The sequence below is a fragment of the Nonomuraea sp. NPDC003214 genome (genome assembly GCF_053590035.1).
Genome location: NZ_JBSFSX010000001.1, coordinates 678,413 through 697,655, shown reverse-complemented (window position 1 = coordinate 697,655; position 19,243 = coordinate 678,413). Strand labels below are relative to the sequence as shown.

General features: G+C 71.5%; 19 protein-coding genes. 9 read left to right on the top strand and 10 right to left on the bottom strand.

Features of this window, described 5'->3' with window-relative positions; genetic code table 11:
- The first annotated feature begins 40 nt into the window (after positions 1 to 40).
- The gene (locus tag ACWDXC_RS03220) at positions 41 to 202 is read left to right on the top strand and encodes a hypothetical protein (RefSeq protein ID WP_357584078.1); all 162 of its coding nucleotides are present in this window, start codon (positions 41 to 43) and stop codon (positions 200 to 202) included.
- 113 nt (positions 203 to 315) lie between these two features.
- Positions 316 to 1,131: a hypothetical protein gene (locus tag ACWDXC_RS03215; protein ID WP_449977480.1), complete on the top strand. Its 816-nt coding sequence runs from the start codon at positions 316 to 318 to the stop codon at positions 1,129 to 1,131.
- Here ACWDXC_RS03215 and ACWDXC_RS03210 read toward each other — a convergent pair.
- The 4 genes from ACWDXC_RS03210 to ACWDXC_RS03195 all read right to left on the bottom strand — a co-directional run bounded on the left by ACWDXC_RS03210 (position 1,121) and on the right by ACWDXC_RS03195 (position 4,656).
- Positions 1,121 to 1,849, bottom strand: coding sequence for a hypothetical protein (locus tag ACWDXC_RS03210; protein ID WP_449977477.1), 729 nt, complete (start codon positions 1,847 to 1,849; stop codon positions 1,121 to 1,123). The genes ACWDXC_RS03215 and ACWDXC_RS03210 overlap by 11 nt on opposite strands.
- Before the next feature lie 93 nt (positions 1,850 to 1,942).
- Positions 1,943 to 2,770 carry a GNAT family N-acetyltransferase gene (locus ACWDXC_RS03205; protein WP_449977474.1) on the bottom strand — a complete coding sequence of 276 codons (828 nt, stop codon included), beginning with the start codon at positions 2,768 to 2,770 and terminating at the stop codon, positions 1,943 to 1,945.
- 61 nt (positions 2,771 to 2,831) lie between these two features.
- Positions 2,832 to 3,179: an STAS domain-containing protein gene (locus ACWDXC_RS03200; protein WP_219499721.1), complete on the bottom strand. Its 348-nt coding sequence runs from the start codon at positions 3,177 to 3,179 to the stop codon at positions 2,832 to 2,834.
- A gap of 34 nt (positions 3,180 to 3,213) precedes the next feature.
- Positions 3,214 to 4,656, bottom strand: coding sequence for an LCP family protein (locus ACWDXC_RS03195; RefSeq protein ID WP_449977472.1), 1,443 nt, complete (start codon positions 4,654 to 4,656; stop codon positions 3,214 to 3,216).
- A gap of 82 nt (positions 4,657 to 4,738) precedes the next feature.
- Here ACWDXC_RS03195 and ACWDXC_RS03190 point away from each other — a divergent pair, with 82 nt between their 5' ends.
- Positions 4,739 to 5,755, top strand: a complete 1,017-nt coding sequence (locus tag ACWDXC_RS03190) for a glycosyltransferase family 2 protein (protein ID WP_219499961.1) — start codon at positions 4,739 to 4,741, stop codon at positions 5,753 to 5,755.
- Between the two features lie 19 nt (positions 5,756 to 5,774).
- Here ACWDXC_RS03190 and ACWDXC_RS03185 read toward each other — a convergent pair whose 3' ends face one another.
- Positions 5,775 to 6,968 carry a 2-C-methyl-D-erythritol 4-phosphate cytidylyltransferase gene (locus tag ACWDXC_RS03185; RefSeq protein WP_449977469.1) on the bottom strand — a complete coding sequence of 398 codons (1,194 nt, stop codon included), beginning with the start codon at positions 6,966 to 6,968 and terminating at the stop codon, positions 5,775 to 5,777.
- Between the two features lie 115 nt (positions 6,969 to 7,083).
- Here ACWDXC_RS03185 and ACWDXC_RS03180 point away from each other — a divergent pair, with 115 nt between their 5' ends.
- The 6 genes from ACWDXC_RS03180 (at position 7,084) to ACWDXC_RS03155 (ending at position 12,833) form a co-directional block, all read left to right on the top strand.
- The gene (locus ACWDXC_RS03180; protein WP_449977466.1) at positions 7,084 to 8,517 is read left to right on the top strand and encodes a CDP-alcohol phosphatidyltransferase family protein; all 1,434 of its coding nucleotides are present in this window, start codon (positions 7,084 to 7,086) and stop codon (positions 8,515 to 8,517) included.
- On the top strand, positions 8,514 to 9,137 hold the full coding sequence (locus ACWDXC_RS03175; RefSeq protein ID WP_219499712.1) for a DUF5941 domain-containing protein: 624 nt from the start codon (positions 8,514 to 8,516) through the stop codon (positions 9,135 to 9,137). Before ACWDXC_RS03180 ends, ACWDXC_RS03175 begins: the two co-directional genes overlap by 4 nt.
- A 76-nt stretch (positions 9,138 to 9,213) precedes the next feature.
- Positions 9,214 to 9,948, top strand: coding sequence for a phosphocholine cytidylyltransferase family protein (locus ACWDXC_RS03170; protein ID WP_219499710.1), 735 nt, complete (start codon positions 9,214 to 9,216; stop codon positions 9,946 to 9,948).
- A 27-nt stretch (positions 9,949 to 9,975) separates the two neighbouring features.
- The gene (locus tag ACWDXC_RS03165) at positions 9,976 to 11,016 is read left to right on the top strand and encodes an iron-containing alcohol dehydrogenase family protein (RefSeq protein ID WP_219499958.1); all 1,041 of its coding nucleotides are present in this window, start codon (positions 9,976 to 9,978) and stop codon (positions 11,014 to 11,016) included.
- Complete coding sequence (locus tag ACWDXC_RS03160; protein WP_219499708.1) at positions 10,994 to 11,761, top strand: CDP-alcohol phosphatidyltransferase family protein; 768 nt, start codon at positions 10,994 to 10,996, stop codon at positions 11,759 to 11,761. Before ACWDXC_RS03165 ends, ACWDXC_RS03160 begins: the two co-directional genes overlap by 23 nt.
- A gap of 187 nt (positions 11,762 to 11,948) precedes the next feature.
- Positions 11,949 to 12,833 (top strand): glycosyltransferase family 2 protein, encoded by an 885-nt coding sequence (locus ACWDXC_RS03155; RefSeq protein WP_219499706.1) that lies wholly within the window; start codon positions 11,949 to 11,951, stop codon positions 12,831 to 12,833.
- Positions 12,834 to 12,885: 52 nt separating this feature from the next.
- Here ACWDXC_RS03155 and ACWDXC_RS03150 read toward each other — a convergent pair whose 3' ends face one another.
- The 5 genes from ACWDXC_RS03150 to ACWDXC_RS03130 all read right to left on the bottom strand — a co-directional run bounded on the left by ACWDXC_RS03150 (position 12,886) and on the right by ACWDXC_RS03130 (position 19,183).
- Positions 12,886 to 13,569 carry an acetoacetate decarboxylase family protein gene (locus tag ACWDXC_RS03150; RefSeq protein WP_449977461.1) on the bottom strand — a complete coding sequence of 228 codons (684 nt, stop codon included), beginning with the start codon at positions 13,567 to 13,569 and terminating at the stop codon, positions 12,886 to 12,888.
- 52 nt (positions 13,570 to 13,621) lie between these two features.
- Positions 13,622 to 14,617, bottom strand: coding sequence for a glycosyltransferase (locus ACWDXC_RS03145; protein WP_449977459.1), 996 nt, complete (start codon positions 14,615 to 14,617; stop codon positions 13,622 to 13,624).
- Between the two features lie 56 nt (positions 14,618 to 14,673).
- Complete coding sequence (locus ACWDXC_RS03140) at positions 14,674 to 15,852, bottom strand: acyltransferase family protein (RefSeq protein ID WP_449977457.1); 1,179 nt, start codon at positions 15,850 to 15,852, stop codon at positions 14,674 to 14,676.
- 162 nt (positions 15,853 to 16,014) lie between these two features.
- On the bottom strand, positions 16,015 to 17,646 hold the full coding sequence (locus tag ACWDXC_RS03135) for an LCP family protein (RefSeq protein ID WP_449977454.1): 1,632 nt from the start codon (positions 17,644 to 17,646) through the stop codon (positions 16,015 to 16,017).
- A gap of 157 nt (positions 17,647 to 17,803) precedes the next feature.
- A complete protein-coding gene (locus ACWDXC_RS03130) occupies positions 17,804 to 19,183 on the bottom strand; it encodes a hypothetical protein (protein WP_449978163.1) in 1,380 nt (459 codons plus the stop codon).
- Positions 19,184 to 19,243 lie beyond the last annotated feature (60 nt).

The following is a 19,243-nucleotide window of genomic DNA, read 5'->3' as shown; positions in this document are numbered from 1 at the left end:
CGGGATAAAGGAACGCCCGACAACCGGCATGGAGGTGTGCATGAGGAGCAGACGCAACGCGGTGGCGGCCGCCGCTCTGGCCGCCGTCGTGGGCCTGACCGGGGCGTGCGGCAACGGTGACGGGGACGGCGACGACGATCCGGACATCGTCAACACTCAGGTCCCGGACGACGGCAACGATCAGGAGGGCGACGGCGACTGAGCGTCCCATGACCGCGGGAATCGCCGGAGTGGGGGTTCGGGACGTGGGGCCCGGCTGTTAGGGTCGGTCCCCTTCCCCCCATGAACGAGTAAAGATTCCTGCATCGGAGGGTCATGAGGACTGTAGGAAAGGCCGCCGTCGTGGTGTCCGCCCTGGCCACGGCGGTGGCGCTCGCCCCCGTGGCGCAGGCCCAGGCCGCGCCCGCGTTCGTCGCCTACCACGGCGCGACGCCGAGCCAGCAGACGGCGAACTTCACCAAGCTGCGCGACCAGGGCTACCACCCGGTGACGGTGAACGTCTCCGAGGGGCCCCGCTACGCGGCCGTGTGGCAGAAGGGCTCGTCGCCGGGCTGGCTGATGTACCAGGGGATGTCGGCGAGCGGCCTCCAGTCGCGCTTCGACGCGGCGCTGGCGAAGGGCTACCAGCCCATCTCGATCTCCGGCACCGGTTCGGGGAGCGACGCGGTGTTCGCCGCCGTCTTCGAGAAGAAGGGCGGAAAGTTCTTCGCCAGGCACGGGCTGGACGACGCGCAGTTCGCCGCCGCCAACCGCAAGGCCGCCGACGACGGCTACGTGCTGTCGTCCGTCGACGTGTACGGCACCGCCGGCGACCGGCGTTACGTGGCGGTGTGGACGGTCAACCCGGGCGGGAGCTGGTACTTCAGCTACGGCAAGTCGGCCGCGGCGCACCGGGCCGAGTTCGACAAGCGGGTCGGCGCGGGCTACCGGCCGACCAGCGTGGCCGTGGGCCCCGACGGCACCTACGCGGCAGCGTGGCGCAAGGACGGGCTGAAGTCGTGGGCCCACTACATCGGGATGACCGCCTCCGGCTATCAGTCGCGCTTCGACCAGCTCAACGCCAAGGGCCTCTACCCCGTCCAGGTCAACGCCGAGAACGGCGTCTACACGGCCGTCTGGATCAAGAACTGATCAACCGTACGTCGCCGGTCGAGCTCCTGGCCACGATGGTGTGCCGGGAGCCGCCGGCGCTCTTGAGCTCGGACCGGACCCGGCCGTGGGTGCTGCTGGCGGTCACGGCGTAGTCGCCGCGCGGCACGGTCGCCGTCACCCGCCCGTGCTGTGACCTGACGTCCAGCCCGGCGGGCCGCTCGGCGAACGTCAGGTTGATCGTGCCCGTGGTGGTGCGCGCCTCGACGTCCGCCGAGCGCAGGCGGGTGCCGGCGATCACCTCGTGGTCGCCCCGCAGCTTCAGCCGCCCCGAGGCGTCGTAGACCCTGATCGGCCCCGAGGTGGACACGTCCACGTCCTGCGGCAGGTCGCGCAGGATCACGCCGTCGTCGCCGCCCCGGACGACCAGCCGCACCCCGGGCGGCACCCGTACGTGATAGCGGGCGCCGCAGTCGCCGAACACCACCGTGCAGTCGACGTCGAGGCGCAGGGTGCCGTCGGCGAGCCGCCAGGAGTTGTTGCCGTCGTCGGCGGCCTTGCCGCGCAGCCACCGGTCGACCTGGACGCCGGTGCCGGCGGCCGGCAGGACGCGCAGGCCGCCGATCGGCGCCTCGATCGTGAGCGTGGTCCCGGAGTGGGGGAAGGCGCGTGCGGAGTGGACCTCGTCCGCGTCCAGGCTCACGCCGCATCCCGTCAGACCGGTGAGCACGAGCGCCGCCGCTGCCGTGATTCGCTTCATGGCTCGATCGTGGCGTGGCCGCCCTGGCGGGGAGATCGGCCTTTCGGCCGATGGCCGTCGGTCAAAGAGCCGAAAGTGCCGGGGGAGGGGCGGTCAGGCTCTCCAGTAGTAGCGGTGGAGGCGGCCGACCTCGGCGTAGCCGGCCCGGAGGAAGGCGGCGGCCGTCGGGGCGTTGGCCACGTCGGTGGCGGCGACGACGCGCTCGACGCCGGCTTCGGCGAGCGTGCGGGTGCCGTGGGCGAGCAGGTCGTCGACGTAGCCGTGGCCCCGGTGCTCGGGCACGACGCCGATGTAGGCGATGGAGTGGTCGTCCGGCGCCACCAGCCCCACGGGCGAGTCGCCGGCGTAGCCGATCACGAACCAGCCGGGCTTGGCCTTGCGGCTCATCAGGTCGTCGTACATCCACCGGGCCTCGTGCTCGGCGCCGGAGGTGGCCAGCTCGACCCGGGTGTCATGGTCGAGCGAGCCTTCGGAGATGCGGATCAGCACGTCGAGCACCTCGGCTTCGCCGAGGTCGCGCGCGGGGCGGTAGCGCAGCCTGCCGGGCTCCTCGGGCAGGTCGCTGCCGGCCCGCCATTCGAGCATCAGCCGCTCGACCTCCAGTGCGAACCCGGCCCCGAGCAGCGCCTCGTGCTCTACGGCCCGGTCGACGACGGGGGTGAGGCCGGGCGGCAGCGCGATGTCGTGAATGATCTTGTTCAGCTTGAGGGCCGCCAGCCCGCGCCGCAGCAGCCGGGAGGCCGCCTCCGGGTCGGGGCCCGGCTCGAACTGCCAGGTGATCACCGGCTCGGCGCCGGGGAACGGCGCCCAGAACGCCAGGCGCGCGCGCCCGTCCACGAAGCACCACTCCGGCCTGGTCCTGCCCTCCTCGAAAGCGGAGACGAGCTGGGAACGAGCAGGCTCGGGGAAATCGTCGAACAAGTGCCGGCCTCCACACCGCGGGAACGATGCGGACATCGTCTCGCACCGGCGCGTCCCGCCGTCACGCGGCGGTGGTCAACGCCGCCTGCGCCTCTTCCCGGGACGGGCTCGTCTCGAAGTGCCGGTCCAGGTTGGTGATCGTGAGCAGGTGGCTGATCATCCCGGGGGCCAGCACCAGGATCATCCGCCCGCGCGTGCGCCGTACGTGGTTGTGCGTGGCCACCAGCACCCCGAGCCCCACCGAGTCGCAGAACGGGACCGAGGTCAGATCGATGACGAGCTTGACCGGCTCGGAGCCGGACAGTGCCTGTTCGAGCTCGGCCCGCACCCGTGGAGCGCCGTAGACGTCGAGGTCACCGGCGATGTGCAGCACAGTGCAGGGTTCCTCCCGCCAACTCCTGACCACCATGGGGCTAGCGTGCCCCGATTAGAGGTTGTTATTACTATTTCTTGCATATGTTCTGAGTAGCGGTCTCCGTGACAGGGGTTGCGCTGGGCTTCGCCGAAGGCTTGGCCGTGGACTTGGGCTTGGCCACCTTGAGCTGATCGCGCCCCAGGATGACCTCGATGCCCTTGATGTCCACCTGGCGCAGCTCCGCCCCCGGGATCGCCGCCGCGACCGTGCGCGCCGCCTCCGCCTGATCCGCGCCGTGGCGCACGACCGTCTTCTCGTGGTCCTTGCGCGTCGTGTTGCCCGCCGCGTCGGGGACCTTGAAGCCGTACGCGATCAGCGCCGTCCGGGTGCGCGCGCCGATGCCGGAGATCAGCGTGCCGTTGAGCACCTTGAGCGAGATCTGCTGCGGCGGGACCGACGCCTTCGCCGACGGCTTGGCGGACGGCTTGGCCGACGGCGTCGGCTCGCCGGGGTCACGGTCGGCCTCGATGTTGCGGAACAGGTCGCGGGCCGCCGCCTTGTCCCACAGCACCGCCGACTCCCCGGTGGGCGTCTTGAAGTCGACGTCGTCCAGCGGCACGTCCACGAACTGCACGTTGTCCAGCTTGACGTCACGCAGCTGGGTGGCCAGCCCCAGCAGGCCGTCGTCCGGGTCGACCTTGATGGTGCCGAGCGTGGTGTTGACGAACGTGGCCAGCTTGGCCGGGTTGGCCAGCGTGCCCGCGCTCAGCGCCCGGTCGAGCAGCGCCGAGATGACCTGCTGCTGGCGGTCGATGCGGTCGAGGTCGGACCGGGCGGTGGCCCGGGTGCGCGCGTAGCCGAGCGCCTGCGCGCCCTTGAGCTCGTGGGTGCCCGCCGCCAGGTTGAGGCCCGTCTTCGGGTCGTTGATCGGCACCGGCGTGCACACGGTCACGCCGCCGAGCGAGTCGACCACGTCCACGAAGCCGAGCACGTTGACCTCGATGTAGCGGTGGATCTCCAGGCCGGTGGCCTGCCGCACGGTCTGCAGCGCCAGCTTCGGGCCGCCGAACTGGTAGGCCGAGTTGATCTTGTGTTCGCCCTTGCCGGGAATCGTCGTCCAGGTGTCGCGCGGCAGGCTCACCACCGTGACCTTGCTGTGGTCCTCCGACAGGTGGATGAGCATCATCGTGTCGGTGCGCTGACCGGACTCGCGGCCCAGCTTGAGCTCGTTCTGCTTCTTGCGGGTCAGGTCGTCGCGCTTGTCGACGCCGACCAGCAGGATGTTCTCGGCCCCGCGCGGCGCGGTCTGCGTGACGCCCGCGTCGACCGAGCCGATCGTGCGCGGCGTCGCCCACACCACCCCGGTGCCGACCAGCACTCCCGTCGACAGCAGCCCGGCGATGATCGCGTTGCGCCGCCGCGCTCTGGCGCTCTTGCGCGGCCTGCGCGGGCGGCCGGGTGCGAGCCTGACGCCGCCGTAGGCGTCGCCGCCCACGTGCACACCGGCGTCCTCCTCGCTCGGGTCGCGCATTGCCGTCCCCCTCTGTGGCGCACGGAGGATCGGGCCATCGATTGCCCTCCTCCCCTGCCCGTACAGTAGCGTGAGCCCCGCCATGAAGCAGTTCCCCGACTCGCCGCACGCGCCAGCGGAGACGCGTGGCTGGCCGCCCATCTCCGTCGTCATGCCGGTCCTCAACGAGGAACGGCACCTACGCGAAGCCGTCCACCAGGTGCTCGCCCAGCACTACCCGGGTGAGATCGAGGTCGTCCTCGCCGTAGGCCCCTCCCACGACCGGACCCAGGAGGTCGCCGACGCCATCGCCGCGTCCGACCGCCGGGTCACCGTCGTGCCCAACCCCACAGGCCGCACCCCCAACGCGCTCAACGCCGCCATCGGAGCCTCGCGCAACGGCATCATCGCCAGAGTCGACGGGCACGCCATGCTGCCCCCCGACTACCTGCGTGTCGCCGTCGAGACGCTGGCCGAGACGGGCGCCGACAACGTCGGCGGCGTCATGGCCGCCGAGGGCGTCAGCCCGTTCGAGCAGGCGGTCGCCTGCGCCATGACCTCCAAGATCGGTGTCGGCGCCGCCGCCTTCCACGTGGGCGGCACGGCGGGTCCCGCCGACACCGTCTACCTGGGAGTCTTCCGGCGCAGCGCGCTCGACCGGGTCGGCGGCTACGACGAGCACTTCCAGCGGGCCCAGGACTGGGAGATGAACCACCGCATCCGCCAGACCGGCGGCCTGGTGTGGTTCCAGCCGCGGATGCGCGTCTCCTACCGGCCCAGGCCCAACGTCAAGGCGCTGGCCAAGCAGTACTTCCACTACGGCCGATGGCGCCGGGTCGTCGCCCGCACCCACGAGGGCACGATCAACCTGCGCTACCTGGCGCCCCCGGCCGCCGTGCTGGCGATGCTGCTCGGGCTCGTCGTCTCGCCGTTCTTCCCGCTCGGGCTCGTCATCCCGGGCGGCTACGTGCTGGCGATCGTGGCCGGGTCGGTGCTGACCGGCAGCGGGCTGCCCGCGGCGGCCAAGCTCAGGCTCCCGATCGTCTACGCGACCATGCACCTGTCGTGGGGCTGGGGTTTCCTCACCAGCCCACGCAAACTGGCCCGCCCGCCCCGCTGACCGCCGCCGCCCGCCCCGCTCAGGGGCGGGCGCCCGACACCAGCGCGTCGAGCAGCGCGCCCTCGTCCTGGGAGCTCACGCAGGCGACCCGGACCCCGGCCCACTCCGCGGCCAGCGACCTGGCCAGCTCGGCGGTGGCCGCGCGCACCGGCGCGTGCAGGGGCCCCGCGCCCGGGGCGGTCCGCAGCACCAGCCGGCCGCCGCTCTCGCGCAGCGCCGGATAGGCGGCCCGCGCCACGTTCCACGGACCCAGGTAGGCGGCGGCCTCGTCGCCGTCGCGCGCCGGCACGCCCAGATGCACGACGGCGTCCACGGCCGCCACGTCCGCCAGCGCCTTGGCGACCGACTCCGGGTCGGCGACCCGTACCTCCTCGCGCGGGAAGGACCGCACCCGCGCGCCGTACTCGGCCGCCAGCGGGAGGTCGCCGCCGAAGACCACCACCGACAGCCCCACCAGGCCGTCGCGGCGGCCCGGCACGGCCGCGGGCGGCGCCGACGGCGCCAGCAGCCGCTCGGCGATGGCCAGGTCGATCGGGTGGGTGACCTTCATGTTCCGCTCGCTGCCCGCCACCAGGAAGATCGGCACGTCCGGCAGGTAGCGCAGCACCACGCCGCAGTCGTCGGTCGCCGGCCGGTCGCCGAAGCCCGGGTCGGCGAACGCCAGCTCGTACGCCTTCCTGATCACCGACAGGCGGAACCCCTGGGGCGTCTGCGCCCGCCGCAGCCGCGAGCGGTCCAGCACGTCGCCGACCACCTCGCCGCCGTCGCCAGGCGTGGCCACGAGCACCGTGTCGGAGCTCGGGATGACCACCTCCACGGCCTCGCGCGTCTCCAGGGCCCTGACACAGTCGGTGATGATCCGGGGCTCCAGCAGCGGGCGCACGGCGTCGTGCAGGAGCACGTTGCACTCCTGGGTCCCCAGCGCCTGGAGTGCCCGCCAGGTGCTCTCGGTGCGGCTCGCCCCGCCGTCGACGACCTGGGTCACCTTGCCGAACCCGGCGCGCCGCACCAGCTCGCGCACCTGCCCGCCGAACCCGGGCGTCATCAGCACCACGACCTCGTCGACCTCGGCCGACGCGTCGAACACCGCGATCGTGTGCTCCAGGATCGTCCGCCCGGCGAGCTCGATGAGCTGTTTGGGCGTGTCGCGCCCCACCCGCTGTCCGACGCCGCCCGCCAGCACCACCGCGACAGTGCGCAGCCGAGAATTCATACTTCGAGGGTAACGGTCCTGTTCCGTGATATCACGTTGCGCGATCGCTACGCTGAGTCCACGCACTCCCTCTGAGAACGGGAGGACCTGCGCTTTGCCCGACTCACTGACCCGAGTGAGCACCACCACCTCCGTGGTGCTGCTCGCCACGACACCGGCGTGCAGGCTCTCCTGCGACGGCGGCACCCTGCTCGACCGGCTGCACGACCAGCTCGCCACGCTTCCCGTGCGCGAGGTCCAGGTCGTCACCGCCGGCGGCGGGCTCGGCGCCGACCTGCGAGGCGTGGCGAAGATCGCCCGCGTCTCGTCCGGCGCCCTCGCCGTCGTGCCCGCCGACCTCGTCGCCCACACCGAGTCGCTGGCCCTGCTGCTGGAGCATCCCGCGCGCGACACCCGCGCGCTCGTCTCCCACGGCGCGGCCGGCGGCCCCATGCGGCCTCCCGTACGGATGGAGGGCGGCCGCATCGTGGCCGCCGGCAGCTCCTTCCACACGGTCCCCGAGGCCAACGCCACGTTCGCCGGCGTGCTCCAGGCGGGCGAGGCCGACCTGGCCACGCTCGCCGACCTGGCCGAGGAGCTGGCCGAGCTGGCCGACGCCGGCCGGCTCGGCCCCGTCACCCCGGTGGAGGCCGTCGACCTGCTGCTCGTCGGCCTCGTCCGGTCGGGCGTCGCCGTGCGCGGGGCCACGCTCGGCGAGCTGCACTGCGACCGCGTCACCGGCCAGGGCTCCGCCGACGCCGCCGTCCAGCGGCTGGCCGAGGTGGACGAGGCCAAGGTCAGGCTCGACACCTCGGTCAAGGGCGACGACGGCTTCTTCACCACGTTCTTCGTCTCGTCGTGGACCCGCCACCTGATCAAGCCGGCCGCCGCCGCCAAGCTCACCCCCAACGCCGTCACGGGCATCTCGGTCGGCCTGGCGGTGCTGGCGGCGATCTGGTTCTCGGCGGGCTCGCCGGGCGGGCGGCTGGCCGGGGCGGTGCTGGTCTACCTGTCGTTCGCGCTCGACTGCCTCGACGGGCAGCTGGCCCGCTACACGCGCGGCTTCACGCCGCTCGGCGCGTGGGCCGACGGGATGGCCGACCGCCTCAAGGAGTACGTCGTCTACGTCGGCCTGGCCTTCGGCTACGTCGCCGCCCAGCCGTTCCCGAGCGGCAACCCCGGCGGGATCTGGTTCCTCGCCGTGGGGGCGATGATCCTGCAGTCGGTACGGCACGCCATCCACTACTCCTACGCCGGGGCGGTGGCCGACGCCCGCCGGGTCGGCGCGCTGTGGGCCAGACCGGTGCGCTCGCTGCTGGAGCCCGCCGACGCGGGCCGCAGGCGCGAGCCCCGGCAGGGCGTGCTCAAGATGGCCAAGCGGATGGAACGCGAGAGCGTCCTCCACTGGCTCCGGAAGATGATCGTGCTGCCGATCGGCGAGCGGATGGCGCTCATCGCCGTCACCGCGGCGCTGTTCGACGCCCGGGTGACGTTCGTGGCGCTGATCGGCTGGGGGAGCGTCGCGGCGCTCTACCAGCTGGCCGGCCGGATGGTGAGGTCGGCGGAATGATCGCGGTGCACATGACCCCGGTGCCGGGCAGCAAGGTCGTCACCTACCGGGACGACGGGCCCCTCTCGCGCGGCATGGGCCTGCTCGTGGCCGGGCAGCTCCCGCCGCTGCCGCCGCTGATCGCCGGGGCGTTCGTCACCGGCGTGCTGCTGCTCATCGGCGTGGCGGCCTCCGACGGGCTCGCGGTGTTCGCGCCCGCCGTGACGCTGCTGCTGGCCGGGCCGGGCAGCTCCCACCCGCACGACGGCAGGCTCGACTGGCTCGCGCCGCCCATCCTGCGGGCCATCGAATACTCCTTCATCGCCGCCTGCGGGTTCTCCCACGGGGTGCCGCCGGTGCTGATCTTTCTGCTGCTCGGCGCCATCGCCTTCCACCACTACGACCTGGTCTACCGGCTGCGGCAGCACGTCTACCCGCCGCCGTGGCTGTCGAGCCTGGGGCTGGGCTGGGAGGGCCGCACGCTGCTGATCGGGCTGGCCGCGCTGGCCGGGTGGGTGCCCGCCGGGTTCGCGCTGCTCGCGCTCTATCTGTGGGGGGCGTTCGGGTGGGAGAGTCTCACGTGCTGGCTCGCCGCGCCGCGATCCGGGGTGGAAGCCGCGGATGCGGGAACGCAAGACTAACGGCGGATTACCCGCACAGGGCCTAAAGCCAACTAACCTTTGGGCCTAGTAGTCATGCTCGACTGAGGAGTGCACGTTGCTGGGAATGGTGCTGGCCGCTGGAGCCGGACGTCGCCTGCGGCCGTACACCGACACGCTGCCGAAGGCGCTCGTGCCGGTCGACGGTGAGACCACGATCATGGACATCTCGCTGCGCAACCTCGCCGAGGTGGGGCTGCGCGAGGTCGTGGTCGTCATCGGTTACGCCGCGCAGGCCGTCCACGATCGCAAGCGTGAGCTGGAGGAGCGCCACGGCGTCGAGCTCACCCTCGTGCACAACGACAAGGCCGAGGAGTGGAACAACGCCTACTCCCTGTGGTGCGCCCGCGATTACTTCAAGCAGGGCGCGCTGCTGGTCAACGGCGACACCGTGCACCCCGTCTCGGTGGAGAAGACGCTGCTGGCCGCGCCGGAGACCAGCGAGATCCTGCTGGCCGTCGACGACGTCAAGAAGCTCGCCGACGAGGAGATGAAGGTGACGCTCTCCCCGGAGGGCTCGCTGCGCCGCATCACCAAGCTGATGGACCCGTCCGACGCCTACGGCGAGTACATCGGCGCCACCCTGATCCGCCCGGGCGCCGCCGCCAAGCTGGCCGACGCGCTCCAGGCCACCTTCGAGCGCGACCCGCAGCTCTACTACGAGGACGGCTACCAGGAGATGGTCGAGCGGGGCGAGCAGATCCACGTCGCCCCGATCGGCGAGGTCGACTGGGTCGAGGTGGACAACCACGACGACCTGGCCAAGGCCCGCACCATAGCCACCCGCTACTGAGGGGGCCGGATGCCGCTTCTCGCGAGGATGCTGCCCGCGCCGCTGACCATGGACGTCCGGCGCGGTGCGGTGGCGCAGCTCGGCGCGCTGCTCGCCGACAGCCGGGTGGCCACCTCCGGCCGGGTCGCGGTCGCCGTCGGCCCCGGCCAGGGCGACCACATCGAAAGCCTGATAGCGCCGACGCTGGACGAGGCCGAGGTGTTCCGCGTCTCCGACGGGAGCGTCGACGCCGCCGTCTCACTCGGCGCCGACCTGCGCAAGGGCGCCTACGAGGTGGTCGTGGGCGTCGGCGGCGGCAAGACCATCGACACGACGAAGTACGCCGCCTCGCTGGCCGGCATCCCGATGGTCGCCGTCGCCACCAACCTCTCCCACGACGGCATCTGCTCGCCGACGGCGTCGCTGCTGTACGAGGGCGGCAAGGGCACGTTCGGCGTGCCGATGCCGCTGGCGATCCTGGTCGACCTGGACTTCGTGCACAGCGCGCCGAAGTCGCTGGTGCGGGCGGGCGTGGGCGACGTGGTGAGCAACCTGTCGGCGATCGAGGACTGGCAGCTCGGCAACGTCGAGCGGGGCGAGCCTCTCGACGGGCTGGCCTGCTCGATGGCGCGCACGGCCGCCGAGGCGCTGATCGGGCGGACGGACTCCATCGAGTCGGACGCGTTCCTGACCGTTCTGGCCGAATCGCTGATTCTGTCGGGCATGTCGATGGTGGTCGCGGGCTCATCTCGGCCCGCGAGCGGTGGAGACCATGAAATCATGCATGCCGTGGACCAGCTCTTCCCCGGCACCTCCAACCACGGCGAGCTCGCCGGGATCGGCACGGCCTTCTGCTATTTCCTGCGGGAGGACGAGGCGCGGCTCCGGCAGGTCACCGAGTGCCTGCGCCGGCACGAGCTGCCGGTCTCGCCCGGCGACATCGGGCTGACCAACGAGCAGTTCGTCCAGGCCGTGGTGCTGGCCCCGGCCACCCGCCCCGGCCGTTACACGATCCTGGAGCACCTGCGCCTGCCCGAGTCCGAGATTCGCGATCGAGTGGAGGACTATGTCCGGGCCTTCGGTAGCTGAGCTGCGGCGGGTCGCTCAGCCCGCGGGCCATCTGGAGCGCCGCAACGGCGAGCACTGGGCCGGCGTGCTCTACATGCGCCGGCTGTCGATCTACGCCACCTGGGCGCTGAGCAAGACGCCGGTCACGCCCAACCAGCTCACCTGGGTGATGACGGTGGCCGGGGTCGTGGCGGGCGTGGTGCTGGCCCTGCCCGGGCTGTGGGCGGCCGTGTTCGCCGCCCTGCTCGTGCAGGTCTACCTGCTGCTCGACTGCTCCGACGGCGAGCTGGCCCGCTGGACCGGCAAGACCTCGCTGGCGGGCGTCTACCTCGACCGGGTGGGCGCCTACTTCACCGAGGCCGCGCTGCTGGCGGGGCTGGGCTGGCGGGCGTCGCAGGTGCTGCCCGACTGGTACACGGTGATGGGGTTCGCGGCCGCGCTGGGCGCGATCCTCATCAAGGCCGAGACCGATCTGGTGGAGGTGGCGCGGGCCAAGGGCGGGCTGCCGGCGGCGAGCGACGCCTCCGGCACGCAGTTCCGCTCGGGGCTGCTGGGGCTGGGCCGCAGGGTGCTGGCGGCCACGAAGTTCCACCGGATCGTGCAGCCGATCGAGCTGTCGCTGCTCGCGCTGGCCACCGCGGTGGTCGACGTGGTGACCGGCGACCTGACCGCCACCCGGGTGCTCGTCGTGGCCTGTGTGGTGGCGGCCGCGCTCCAGACCGTGCTCCATCTGATCAGCATCATGGCGTCGAGGCGGCTGGCGTGATCACATCCCGGAACCGGCAAGGCTCCCCGTCCGTCGTATTGATCGGACGTCCGCGGTTCGGTGGGGGTTCACTACCGGTTCCGATACGCTTAGCTCCACCAATATCAGGAAATAGGCAGACCAGCAGACTCGGTGATCATGAAAGAATGCTCCGCTCGTGCTCTCAACGCGTCAGGACGATGATTCGTTGAAGATCTCGTGCGTCATCCTCACCATGGGCAACCGGGTCGCGGAGCTGAACCGGGCGGTCGAGTCCGCGCTCAACCAGGTCGACGGCGACGTCGAGGTGGTGATCGTGGGCAACGGCGCCGACGTGCCCGAGGTGTCGGCGACGCCACCCGTTGGCTCGTCCGCGACCGTGAAGACGATCCGGCTCGACCAGAACACCGGCATCCCGGCAGGCCGTAACCGCGGCGTCGAGGAGTGCTCCGGCGACGTGGTGCTGTTCCTCGACGACGACGGCTGGTACGCCAGCCAGAAAGTCGTGGCGCACGTGCGCGACCGCTTCGCCACCGAGCCCGACCTGGCCGTGATCTCCTTCCGGGTGATGGACCCGGACGGCGGCATCGGCCAGCGCCGGCACGTGCCCAGGCTGCGGGCCGGCGACCCCGAGCGGTCCTCGCCGGTCACCACGTTCCTGGGCGGCGCCTCGGCGATCAGGCGCTCGGCCTTCCTCCAGGTGGGCGGGCTGCCCGAGCGCTTCTTCTACGCGCACGAGGAGACCGACCTGGCCTGGCGGCTGCTCGGCGAGGGCTACCGGATCGAGTACGACGCCGACACGGTCATGTATCACCCGCAGGTGCCGCCGACGCGCCACGCCGACTTCTACCGGCTCAACGCGCGCAACCGGGTGTGGCTGGCCCGGCGCAACCTGCCGTGGCCGCTGGCGGTCCTCTACCTGCTCGACTGGATCGTGCTGACGCTGATCCGCGAGCGGCGCTCGACGGTCGCGCTCAAAGCGTGGTTCACCGGCTTCTTCGAGGGGCTGCGCACCTCGGCGGGCGAGCGCCGGCCGATGGCCTGGCGCACCGCCTGGCGCATGGTCAAGCTCGGCCGCCCGCCGATCGTCTGACGCCCAGGCCCGCCCACGGGCCTGACGCCCGGCCTGCCGGTCGGCCGTGCGGTCACGGCAGGGCTTGGGCGTCGTCCAGGCTGACCGTGGCGTGCGCGGCCGTCGCGGTCAGCAGCGGGCGCCTGGGCAGCCCCAGCTCGCTGAGCTCCTTGGCGATGGGGTGGTTGCCGAGCCGGATGAGCGCCCCGCCCGGCCTGACCCGCACGCCCCGCGCCCGGAACCGCCACGGCACCCGCCGGGTGACGCCGTCGCGGTGCGTGAAGGCGTCCAGCGCGAGCCCGGGGCCGAGCACCGGGACCCCCGGCCGCACCAGCAGGTCCAGCACGAGCCTGCCGTCCTTGCGCAGGATGCAGCGCTTGTAGGGGGAGGACAGGCGCAGGTCGATCTCGGCCAGCTCCTTCGGGAAGCCCCACAGCGCCCGCCCGGCCTCCAGCGTGAAGCGCCCGTCGACCGGCAGCCAGTGCACGAACAGCCCCGCCCGCCCGGTGTCGGGCCGCCGGATCACGAACGCCATGCCGAACTCGTGATAGGCGTCGAGATCCCCGTCGCGGTAGTCGGCGAACAGCAGCACGCACACGGCCTTGCCGGGCAGGACCTCGGCCGCGTCCAGCCCGGAGTACGCGATCACCGCCCGGGCCGCGTCGGCCCGCACGGCGTAGGCGGCGGCGCACACCGCCACGTCGCGGATCCGGACAGGCATGCCCACCGTCCGGCCCTGGATCAGATGCGATGCCATGCTCCCCAGTCAATCAACAGCCGGCTGTCGGCACCATTCGGCGTACGCGTTTCTAGACGGCGGGGGAGGGCTTCTCCCCGGAGGCGGCGGCCAGCGGGCGGGAGCGCACGGCCACGCCCGCCCAGCCCTCCATCCGGGCCACGAACGCGGCGGCGTGGTCGGGCCAGTGGTGGCGGGCCAGCGCCCGCGCGTGCCCGGCCGCGCCGAGGGCCAGCCGCCGCACCGGGTCCTCCTTGAGGTCGAGGACGGCGTCCAGGACGGCCTCCACGTCCAGCGGTACGACGAAGCCGCACCCGGTCTCCTCGACCGGCCCCGCCCCCGGCGAGGTCGTGATGACGGGCAGCCCGCGGCCCATGTAGTCGAGGATCTTCGTCGGCGTCACGCCGGGCCCCGCGGACAGGGACAGGCCCGCCAGGGCGCCCTCGGCCATCCGCAGCGCGTGGCGGTTGGGCACGTACCCGAACCAGTCGAGCAGGCCGACCCGCTGCGCGTCACGCAGCAGCGGCCGCACGCCCGGGGCGGCGGCGCCGATCAGGTCCAGCCGGATGCCGTGCGGGACGAGCCGCTCGGCCAGCGCGACGAGCTCGCTGACGCCGCGGTCCGCCGCGAGCAGGCCGAGGTGCACCACCCTGGTGTCGCCGGGAGGGGGAGGGCTGGGCGACACCAGGGTGGCTTCGGGCACCACGGCGGAGGTGACGACGTGGTGCCGGCGGCCGGCCCGCGCGAGCCGCGCGCCGGAGACCTCCTCGCGCACGTCCCAGACGACGGGCGGGCGGCGGTACGGCAACGCGCGCAGCAGCCGCTGCTCGTGGACGATCAGCAGGTCCGCGCCCCTTACGCCGCGTCTGAGCGCGGCGCGCGCCCGGCCGTAGGCGGCGTGGCGTGCCACGTCGAGCGCGGTGAGCCCGGCGGCCGGCGTCACGTTGTAGTACGTGAACGGCGCGACGTAGGTCACCTCGTGGCCCGCGTCGAGCAGCGCCCGGATCTGCCGGTGCATGATCCGGGCGTCCTCGGGATGGTGGACGGTCGTGGCAACGCATACCCGCATGCGTCGATGCTCAATGCCTACCAGGGCATTGGCGTAAATGCGGGTGAAACGGTCGCTTAACTCCTGGACCTGGATGGGCGGCGGTAGAGCCAGGTGAGGCGCGGCTCCAGCACCCACTTGAAGACCGTGCGGGTCTCCGGCAGGCAGAGCACGATCGCCAGCGCGAAGCAGCTGAAGCTGATCGCCAGCACGCCCAGCGGCCCGTGCAGCCACGGGAACTCCAGCCAGCCCATCTCCTTGGCGATGAGCACCGGGATGCCGTGGAGCAGGTAGCAGTAGAGGGTGCGGGTGCCGAGGTCGGTGTACCAGGTCTCGCGGCGCGGCACCAGCGCCAGCACCGCCAGGCACAGCGCCAGCGCGCACAGCAGCAGCCCGGTGCGCACCCCCAGGCCCATGTACCAGGACAGGTCCATCTTCTCGTAGCTGTTCTTGTAGTAGAACGGCGCGAGCGGCGCCTTCGGCGCGATGTAGATGGCCACGGCGGCGGCAGCGGCGATCACGAACCCGGACAGGATCTTGATCCAGCGGCGGTTGAGCAGCTCGAAGTGCTCCGGCTGCATGACGAGCCCGATGACGAAGAACGGCATCAGGCCGAAGAACCGGTCCATGCTGAAGTCGCCCGAGATCTCCGAGAACCCGGCGAACAGGTAGATGGCGATCGCCACCGGCACGGGATACTTCATCCGCTTCCACACCGGTGTGGACAGCCGCCAGAACAGCAGCGCCAGCAGGTACCAGTTGAGCCAGGCCGGATCGATGATCGTCAGGCTCCACTTCTGGCCCAGTGCGAAGCGCAGTGCGGCATAGCCGACCTCGACGATCACGTACGGCACCAGGAAGGTGTCGACGAGCTTGTTCGTCTTCGCGTTGGAGTTCCAGAAGTTTCTGGACAGGTAGCCGCTGATGACCACGAACAGCGGCATGTGGAAGGTGTAGATGAAGATGTACGCGGCGCGGGCCGAGTCGGCGCTGAGCGTCGGCACCAGGGAGTGACCGATGGGCACCAGCGCGATCAGGATGAACTTGACGTTGTCCAGATAGGGATCGCGCTTGCGCTTGGGCTGCTCCTCGGGAGCGGGCTCCGCGGCGACCTCCCGGAGACTCTGCGGCGGCTCGCCGCGAGGGTCGGTCCGCTCACTCCAGAAGGCCTCCTCCGGCAGCGGCCATCGGGCGCCTGTGTTGGCGGGCCCGTCGTTCGCGGCCGTGACCGGGGGAGAGTGCTTGGTGTCAGACACAGGGGAGTCGCTCAGCTTCGCTCGGGGCCGGGGAACACGACAGACGACACGCGTGACGCGCCTTCACGGCGCGGGCGAGCCCAGTCGCCGACCCGAACCACGATATCCCGGTCCGGACGGTCCTGTCCTCCGGCGAGCCGGGTACACAGGCAACTTGGAGGGTCACACACAGACGTTCTTCTGCTCCGATGCCTTGATCGTGGAGTTCTCCACGCTCTCGGAAAGCTTGGTCACCTTGACCGCCTTGAAGTCGGCTCCCACGATCAGCTGGACGACCGGGGCCCGCTTGGCCGTGGGCGTCGCCGCGCCGGTGGTCTGGGCCCCGGTGTAGGGCTCGGTGGTGGTCGCCCTGACCTTGCCCGCCTTGGCCTGGGGCGCGGGCGTGAGCTCGTCCGCCAGCGCGTCGGCGTAGTCCGCTCCGGTGGCCGCCGTCTTCGGGTAGTGCACCTCGGTCTTGGCCAGGCTCTGGCCGTCGGGCGACTGGTAGTTGCCGAGCTGGACGACCTTGAAGCCCTGCTTGGTGAGCTGGTCGGCGACCTCGCGGGCCTTGCCCGGCGTGGTGGTGCCGTTGAGCACCTGGACCTGCACCTGCTCGGGCTTGAGCGCGAGCTTGGGCTTGGCGCTGACCGTCGGCTTGGGCTCGGCCTCCTCGATCTGCGTGTCGTTGATGATCGACTGGAACAGCTCGTTGGCGTCGGGCTGCTTCCACACCACGCGGTTCTCGTCCTCGGGGTCGGGGATCCACGGGATCGTGGTGAACTTGACGTCCTTGGCGGTCAGCTCCCTGGCGCTCATCGCGATGTCGATGAGCTTCTGCGGGTTGTTGGCCAGCTCGGGGTCCATCGTGACCGACTTGGCCGCCGCAGTGACGAACGAGGTGAGCTTGCCCGGGTCGGTGAGCAGGTCACCGCTCGTGGCCTTGGCGACGACCTTGCTGAGGAAGATCTGCTGGCGCTTGATGCGCTGGATGTCGCTGTTGTCGCCGTACTTGCGCAGCCGTACGTAACCCAGCGCTTGCTCGCCCATGAGCAGGCTCTTGCCGGGCGGCAGCTTCAGCTTGGAGTCCCTGTCGTCGACGCCGGACTTGAGGCAGATCTCGATGCCGCCCAGCGCGTCGACGATGTTCTTGAACCCGCTGAAGTCGACCTCGACGAAGTGGTTGATGCGGATGCCGGTGAGGGTCTCCAGCGTGGCGATCGTGCAGGCGATGCCGCCGGAGTTGTAAGCCGAGTTGATCATCGCCCGCTGGGGCGGCATCTCCTGCTTGGTCGTCTCGTTCTTGCACTTGGGGATCGTCACCATCGAGTCGCGCGGGAAGCTGATCAACCGCGCGGCGTCCCGGTTGGGGGAGATGTGCATGACGATGATGGTGTCGGTGCGCTTGCCGCCGGCGTCGGCGGTGCGGGCCAGCTCCTGGCCGTATCGGGCGTTGCCCTCGCCGGCGCGGGTGTCGGAGCCGACGAGCAGGACGTTCAGCGCGCCGGTGTCGCGGGGGCGCTCGGTGAGGATGTCGTCCTTGACGGCCTTCTGGTTGATGCTGCCGAAGGCGTCGCGGTAGACGGTGTAGCCGGTCAGGGAGCCGGCCACCATGACCGTGGTGGCGGCGATGCTCACCCAGGCGAGCATCCGCATCTTGTTGCCGCCGTTGCCGCGCCCCCTGCCCCGGTGGCCGCGCGGCGGATCCTCGGGCGGCGGCGGTGGGGCCGCCGCGGCCTGCCTGCGGGCCATGCGGCTTCCGGGCTGCGTCGAGGCGACCCTGCGGTCCTGCACGGACGCGCTCCTGTAGTCACTCATGCGCCCCCTAGCCTCGTCCTGGCTTGGTCGTACTGCGCCACGAGACTAGGTCACGTTCGGCGTGCCCGGGGCCATGACCGCGCGAAACGGCCGTGACACGGGCGTGATGTTTACCGGCCAAAGCATACTCAGAGGTGGACATTTCGGGGAATATTCTTTAGGAACTCTGAGGATTCCTCCAGGTTAGCGCCGCCGCCAAACAGGCGAGCGGCACGACCGGCAACACGTAGCGGTAGTCGAACTCCGCCACGGCCGGCGGTGTGACCAACAACACAACCGCTGCCGCCCACGGGGCAAGCCAAGGCGCCGGGCGCGTCGCGGCGCACGCCCCCGACCACCTCCTGCGCGCCGCCACGGCAGGCGGGACCAGCAGGATCACCAGCAGCGCGGTGCCGGGCAGCCGGGCCACGTCCTGGTAGGCGCGCATCCAGCCCGCGTACGGCTCGGCGACCCGGGTGCCGATCTCGCCCCCCTCGTAACGCCGGGCGAGCTCCGCGCCGTGCCGCGCCGGATAGCGGCCGGGCGGAGGCGGCGAGACCGACGGGAACTGGTAGTAGCCGTAGATCTCCTGGTCGGGGTAGACCGGGCGGCCCCACACGAACGAGCGGCCCAGCTCCGACAGCACCGAGCCCGCGTAGTCGAGCGGCTGCGAGCGGACGGCCAGCAGCGCGAACCTGCCCGCCAGCGCGTCCGTCTCCCGCGCGAACGTGATGCCAGGCAGCCTGACCAGCGGCGCGTCCTTGGCCCAGATGTACTCCTGCGACGGCGGCCGCTGCTCCGGCGGCCGGGGATCGCACAGCACCCGCAGGTCCGGCGGCGGGTCCATCCGCTCGCAGTCGGCGAACGACATCGTCCGGGCATAGAGGAAGACGCCGTTCGCCCCCACGATGCCGATCCGCTGGTAGGTGGCGTAGAACCAGGCCCCGTACGCCACGACCGGCACCAGCGCCGCCGCCAGCATCACCACGGCCGGGCGGACCTGCCGCCGCAGCAGGAGCCAGCCCGCCAGCAGCGCGATCAGCGGCAGCCCGACGGTCCTGGTCAGCGTCGCCGCGGCCAGCAGCAGGCCGATCGTGACCACCTTCGGCCGGTCGGCCAGCGCCAGCACGACCGCGAGCACGACGAGGAACATGAACAGCGTGTCGGAGACCAGCAGGTGCTCCAGCTCCACCTGGTAGGCGTCGAGCAGCACCGGCGCCGAGGCCAGCACCGCTGCCCACCGCCGCACCCGCCGCGCCGCCGCCCAGTAGACCAGCGCGCCCGTCGCCAGCCCCAGCAGGTGCTGCACCGCGACCACCGCGCCGAAGGAGTGGAACGGCTCCAGCAGCTTGACGAACATCGAGTAACCGGCGGGACGCACCAGGTCCGGGCGCGGATGGAAGACGGTGACGATGTAGGTGTAGGAGTCGGGGAACCACAGCGCCGGGCGGAAGCCCAGCATCGCGACCACCCTGAGCAGCGCCCCGGCGGCCAGCACCGCGAGGAACCACCGGTGACGCCGCACGAACCGCCCCGCCACCCGCACGACCTCCCGCATGTCCGGCACGCCGGTACGCTACCGGGCTTCCACCTGCGGGGCGTCATCGTGATGCCGTCG